At 70.5% G+C, this 5,627-nt stretch carries 4 protein-coding genes; 1 reads left to right on the plus strand and 3 read right to left on the minus strand.

Features of this window, described 5'->3' with window-relative positions:
* Together C5F48_RS21550 and C5F48_RS21555 are read right to left on the minus strand one after the other, a co-directional pair.
* Positions 1 to 493: ATP-binding cassette domain-containing protein (locus tag C5F48_RS21550; RefSeq protein ID WP_146170696.1), on the minus strand; the 493-nt coding region annotated here is incomplete at its 3' end.
* A gap of 222 nt (positions 494 to 715) precedes the next feature.
* Positions 716 to 2,407: a Na/Pi cotransporter family protein gene (locus C5F48_RS21555; RefSeq protein WP_107665808.1), complete on the minus strand. Its 1,692-nt coding sequence runs from the start codon at positions 2,405 to 2,407 to the stop codon at positions 716 to 718.
* Positions 2,408 to 2,755: 348 nt separating this feature from the next.
* On the opposite strand from C5F48_RS21555, the gene C5F48_RS21560 reads away from it, so the two are divergent.
* Positions 2,756 to 3,493, plus strand: coding sequence for a phosphatase PAP2 family protein (locus tag C5F48_RS21560; protein ID WP_107665809.1), 738 nt, complete (start codon positions 2,756 to 2,758; stop codon positions 3,491 to 3,493).
* A gap of 18 nt (positions 3,494 to 3,511) precedes the next feature.
* Here C5F48_RS21560 and C5F48_RS21565 read toward each other — a convergent pair.
* On the minus strand, positions 3,512 to 5,627 hold a 2,116-nt coding region (locus C5F48_RS21565), incomplete at its 5' end, for a glycosyltransferase family 39 protein (RefSeq protein WP_107665810.1).

Here is a 5,627-nt window from a genome sequence, read left to right on the forward strand (position 1 = left end):
GCGCCCGGGCGATGCCGACCCGCTGCTTCTGCCCGCCGGAAAGCTCCGCCGGATAACGGTCGCGCAGCCCCTCCAGACCGACGCGGGCGAGGAGGTCGTTGACCCGGGTCCGGATCTCGCCCGCGGGCGTGCCGTCGATCTCCAGCGGCAGGGCGACGTTGCCGTAGACGCTGCGCGAGGAGAGCAGGTTGAAATGCTGGAAGATCATGCCGACGCTGCGGCGGATCTCGCGCAGCGCCGACCCGCGCGCGGCGCCGACATCGCGGCCGTCGACGATCACCCGCCCGGCGCTCGGCGTCTCCAGCCCGTTCACCATGCGCAGCAGCGTCGACTTGCCGGCGCCCGACCGGCCGATCACCCCGGTGATCGCCCCCGGCTCCACCGTCAGCGACGCCTGCTCCAGCGCCCGGAACGGCGCGCCGCCGGGTTTCTCGAAGGTCTTCTCCACCCGGTCGAAGACGATGGACGCGCCGGGAATCTCTGGGTCCTGCATCTGCCTTGCCGCTTTCAGGTCAACCGTGAGCCGCGCATAGACCGTATCGGCACGGAATGTGCAACCGGGGCGCAGGGCTTCCCTCGGGGCCGCCGGAGGAAATCCGGTCGCCCGGCGGAGCCGCGTCTCCGGCGGCGTTCCGGCGCAGCGACCGCAGCCGGACCGCGGTTCCGCCGGGGAGGGTCACGGCGGGAGGCGGTCCTTATTCGCGCCAAGCCGCTCTCAGTTCCCGCTGTCCTGCAGGCCGAGGGCCGGTTTCGGCTCGGACTGGCTGGCGCGGACCCGGCTGTCCTGCAGCACGCCGATCTCGTGCAGGATCGGATGCGCCACCGAGGTGAGATGGGCGTTCACCCGCTTCAGGTCGCGCAACAGGTCGAGGTGGATGGTGCTGGTCTCGATCGCCTCGCTGCGCCCGGCCCGCACCCGCGCGAGATGCTGCGCGGCGGAATTCGCCTCCAGTTTGCGGATCTCGATCTTCGATTGCATCAGCTGCCGAGCGAGGTCCGCGTCACGACCGAGGAAGATCGCCTGCGCCAGCCGCAGGTTGTCGGCGGTGCGGTCGTAGAATTCGGCGATCTCGACCAGCCCCTCCGGCGAGAGCATCAGCCGCTTGCGGATCTTCTTCACCGCGATCTCGGTCAGGCCGGTCTCGATGATGTCGCCCATGTGCTCGAGGTTGATGGCGTAGGAGATGATCTCGTTGGCGCGGCGCACGTCGGCCGCGTCCAGCTCCAGCCGGCTGAGCCGCGAGACATAGAGCTTGATCGCCTCTGTCAGCGCGTCAACCTCCTGCTCCAGCCGCGTCACCTCCAGACCGGTGGCCTCGTCGCTGTTCTCCAGCGACAGCCGGCTCTTCTCCAGCATGGCCCCGACGATGTCGCCGACCCGCAGTGTCTCGCGCGCGGCGACGGCCAGCGCGAGTCCCGGCGTGTCGAGCAGGCTGTCGTCGAGATACTCCGGCCCGCTCCGCGCCGCGGCCCCGCCGGAGGGCAGCACCCGCTCGGCCAGCGCCCCCACCGGCCCGATCAGCGGCAGGAAAAGGAGCAGCAGCGCCGCGTTGAAGCCGACATGCGCGGCGACGGTGAGATCTGCGGGATCGGGCGTGACCTGCAACAGCAGCCGGGTGAGCGGGCCCGCCACGACCAGCACCGCCAGCGCGCCGACGCCCCGCACCATCAGGTTGGCCAGCGTCAGCCGCCGCGCCGCCAGCCCGTCGCCCCCGACGGCGAGGTAGGGCGGGATCGCCCCGCCGAGGTTGGCCCCTGCGACCAGCACCAGCGCGAGCTGCGGCGGCACCACCCCGGCGCCGGCGAGGAACATCACCAGCAGCACCACGGCGAGGCTCGACGAGCCGAGCAGCGCCAGGCCGGCCGAGAACACCAGCGCGAAGGCCGGCGCGTCGGCGAGGCCCGAAAGCATGGCGACGACGGTGCGGGAGTCTCGCAGCGGCTCGGTCACCCCGCCCAGGAGCCGCAGCGCCAGTAGCATAAGCCCGAGGCCCAGGAGGGCGCGGCCGACTGCCTTGCCCTGCGAGCCGGCGCTGAGGGTGAAGCTCGCCACCCCGACCAGGATGAAGGCGCTGCCCAGCCAGTGCAGGTCGCGCGACAGCAGCACGGTGACGATGGCGGTGCCGAGGTTCGCCCCCAGCATCACCGCCTGCGCCATGCGCGGCGAGATGATCTCGCGGCTGGCGAAGGAGCCGGTGATGACGGCGGTGGCGGTGCTCGACTGCAGGCCGAGCGTGGCGAGGAAGCCCCAGGCGGCGGCCGAGACCCGGTTGCGGGTGCCGCGCGAGATCCACTGCCGCAAGACGGCGCCGAAGGCGCGCATCACGCCGGTCTTGATCAGCCGCAGCCCCCAGAACAGCAGCGCCGCGGCTCCAAGCAGGTCGATCAGCTGGATCGTCGACTCCACGCCGGTTTCCTTTCAAGCCCCGTTGTCGCGGGGTTAGATTACAGTCACATCCGCTGTACAGGCGTTCAAGACAGGTTCGTCATCACGCCGGTCGGCCTTCCCTGCCTTCGCGGCATGTTCCGGGCGGGAGGGCAGGCAGCCGATTGCTTTGAGCCCAACGGGATCGGAAGCCACATCCCCAGCGGGCAGCATCGCCGGACTTCCAGCACGGGCGTAGGATCGGAACATCAACCGTTTCAGCCGCCAATTGATCCGCTACCGCCGGAATTTGTTCCCTTTCCTGCCAATCTGGCGCTCCTCCTCCGGCGCCAAGGGGAACCAGCGGCCCCGCCCGGCGCTTTTCCACCCATGGCGGGGATACGGAAGACCATCATCGGGCGCGGGTTCGGGCGGATCAGGGGTTATGCGGAGAACGGCACGGTGCTGCTCCTGCTGGTGCTGTCCTGCGCTGCCTGGGGCTTCCTCGAACTCGGCGAGGCGGTCAGCGCCGGCGGCACCCACAGCTTCGACCAACGCATCCTGCTTCTGATGCGCAGCGCCGCCGACGCGGGCGATCCCGTTGGCCCGCCCTGGTTCGAGGAGATGTCGCGCGATGTCACCGCGCTTGGCGGCGTCGGCGTGCTCGCCTTCCTGACCCTTGCCACCGGCGGCCTGCTCGGCCTCTCCGGGCGCTGGCGCACCATGTGGTTCGTCTTCCTCGCCGTGGGCGGCGGACTTTTGCTGAGCTCGCTCGCCAAAGCTGGCTTCGACCGGCCGCGTCCCGATCTCGTCCCGCAATTCTCGCTGGTGCACACCTCGAGCTTCCCCAGCGGCCATTCGATGATGGCCGCGGTCACCTACCTGACCCTCGCGGCGCTGCTGGCGCGCAGCCAGCCGCTGCGGCGGATCAAGATCTACCTCATCCTGCTGGCGGCGCTGGTCACCGTCGCCGTTGGCCTGAGCCGGATTTATCTCGGCGTGCACTGGCCCACCGATGTCGTCGCCGGCTGGACGGCGGGCGCCGCCTGGGCCCTGCTCTGCCTGCTGGCCGCCCGGCTGCTGGAACAGCGCCGCGCCATCGAGCCCGAACCGCCGGAGCGGGACTGAGCGGCCCGAGTCGACCTGTTACCCCGCCGGATCGTCCGCCTGTCGCTCCGGGAGGTCGCCGGCGGCCCGACAGCTGTGTGCCAACGTATGTCCCAGATCGGCCGAGGAGCCGGAGCGGTACCGCTCCTCGCAGGGGCCGAAGGCCGCCTCCAGCGGCAGGAGATCCTGCCTCACCTGCGCGAAGCTGCCGTCGTAGACCAGGGTCTCCACCATCCAGATCTCGTCGTGGCCGCGGAGCTCCGAGGCGTAGTCGGTGGTGAGCGTGGCGGTGCTGCCGCGCTTGCGGAAATCCGGATCGAAGGCGCCGGGGCCGTAGCCGATCCGCACCCCGAACTCCGGCTGGACATAGAGCAGGATCGGCTGCGCCGCGATGCCGACATAGATCAGCGGCGCCGGGTCGGTTGACTCGCTTGCGATGACGGCCAGCGCCTCGCTCACTTGCTGCTTCTCCTGCGTCAGACCGGCGAGGAGCGAGACGCCGCCGGACAGCACGACGAAGCCTGCAACCAGCCGCGCCGGAAGCGCCGCTGGGGTCCATCTCGACAGGGCGGCGATCAGGGTCGCCAGGCCGATGGCCAGGATGACGCCGACCAGCGGCTGCGCGAAGATGAAGTGGCGGGTGTAGAGGATCGGGTAGAGCCGCAGCAGGCTGAGCAGGGCGAGCCCGCCCAGCAGCGCGACGCAGGCGACCGGCAGCAGCACCCCACGCCGCAGCGACGCCAAGAGGCCCAGCCCCACCAGGATCACGCCGCCGACCGCGAACAGGCGGCGCGCGTGGTATTCGCTGGCGAAGCGGTAGAACGGGTCGAACATCCCCAGCATGATGCTGAGGTAGTTCTTGACCGTGGGGCCCTCCTCGGCGCCGGAGAAGGGCAGCCGGAGGTAGGCCTTGTCATAGACGAAGGAGAAATAGGTGAGCTGGTCCGCAGTGGCGGCGGCGGTGATCGTCAGGTGCCAGACAGCCGCCATCACGACCAGACCCGCGAAGAGCCCGGCGATGGACCTGATGCCCCGCCCGAGAAGCCGCAGCTGCAGCACCGCGGCCAGCGCCAGCGTGGCGAGCAGGACCGAGGCGGCGAAGGAGAACAGGATGAGGAGCAGACCGGAGACCGCGAGCAGCGCGAGATTGGCGGGCCCCGGGCGCTGCACCGCCCGGACCGTGGCGTAGAGCAGCAGGCAGGTCGCCATCAGCTCGAAGGAATACTGCTTGATCTCGACGCCGTAGCGCACGCCGAAGGGCGACAGGAACACCAGCGCCAGCGCGATGGGAGCGACGAGCCCCGCGCCCAGCCGGCGCAGCGTCAGCGCGAGGAACCCGGCCGCCGCGAGGCTTCCCGCCAGGCTGAGCAGCCGCAGCCCGGTTTCGGGGGCACCGCCGGAGACCGAGACCACGGCGCTGGCCAGCAGCAGGTACCCCGGCGGCGCTGCCTGGGCATAATAGGGCAGGGGGGCGAAGGCCTCCCAGATCGACGCCAGCGGCAGGTTCGCCATCAGCATCGCCTCGTCGTGCCAGATGTCCGGGGCGTCGAGGATGGCGACGAGCCGGGAGACGAGGATCAGCAGGAACACCAAGGGGAGGAGATAGGCCGCCAGCCGTGACGCCGATGCGGGGACGGCGCCGAGGTCGGAGAGCGGCCGGTCCGCGTCCGGGTGATAGCCGCCGAGCGCCGTCCGGAACAACTCGCCCACCAGCGCGAGCTTGGAGGCGAGGCTGCCCATCTTTGTGGGCACCGGCCCGCTCGCCGGATACTCGCGCCGCACCGGGATCTCGGTGACGCGGTAACCCAGCTGGCCGGCGCGGGCCGAGAGGTAGAACAGCAGGTTGTAGTCGTTGAAGCAGCTGCGGAACGGCGCGACGCGCGGATCGGTCAGGTAGCGCCGGGAATAGCCGCGAAAGCCGTTGGTCGTGTCGGTCAACCAGGAGCCGGAGGCGAGCGACAGCAGCGGGGCATGCAGCAGCCGCCCGCCGAGCTTGCGGTCGATCGGCGTGTTGATCGCCTGCCCGCCGGGGCGATAGCGCGAGCCCTGGACATAGTCGAAGCCCGCGTCCAGCGCCGCGATGAACCGGGGCAGCGCCTCGAGCCCGTCCTTGCCGTTGCCGTCCACCGTCAGGATGCCGTCATACCCCTCGGCC

The organism is Cereibacter changlensis JA139 (genome assembly GCF_003034985.1).
Lineage (GTDB): Bacteria > Pseudomonadota > Alphaproteobacteria > Rhodobacterales > Rhodobacteraceae > Cereibacter > Cereibacter changlensis.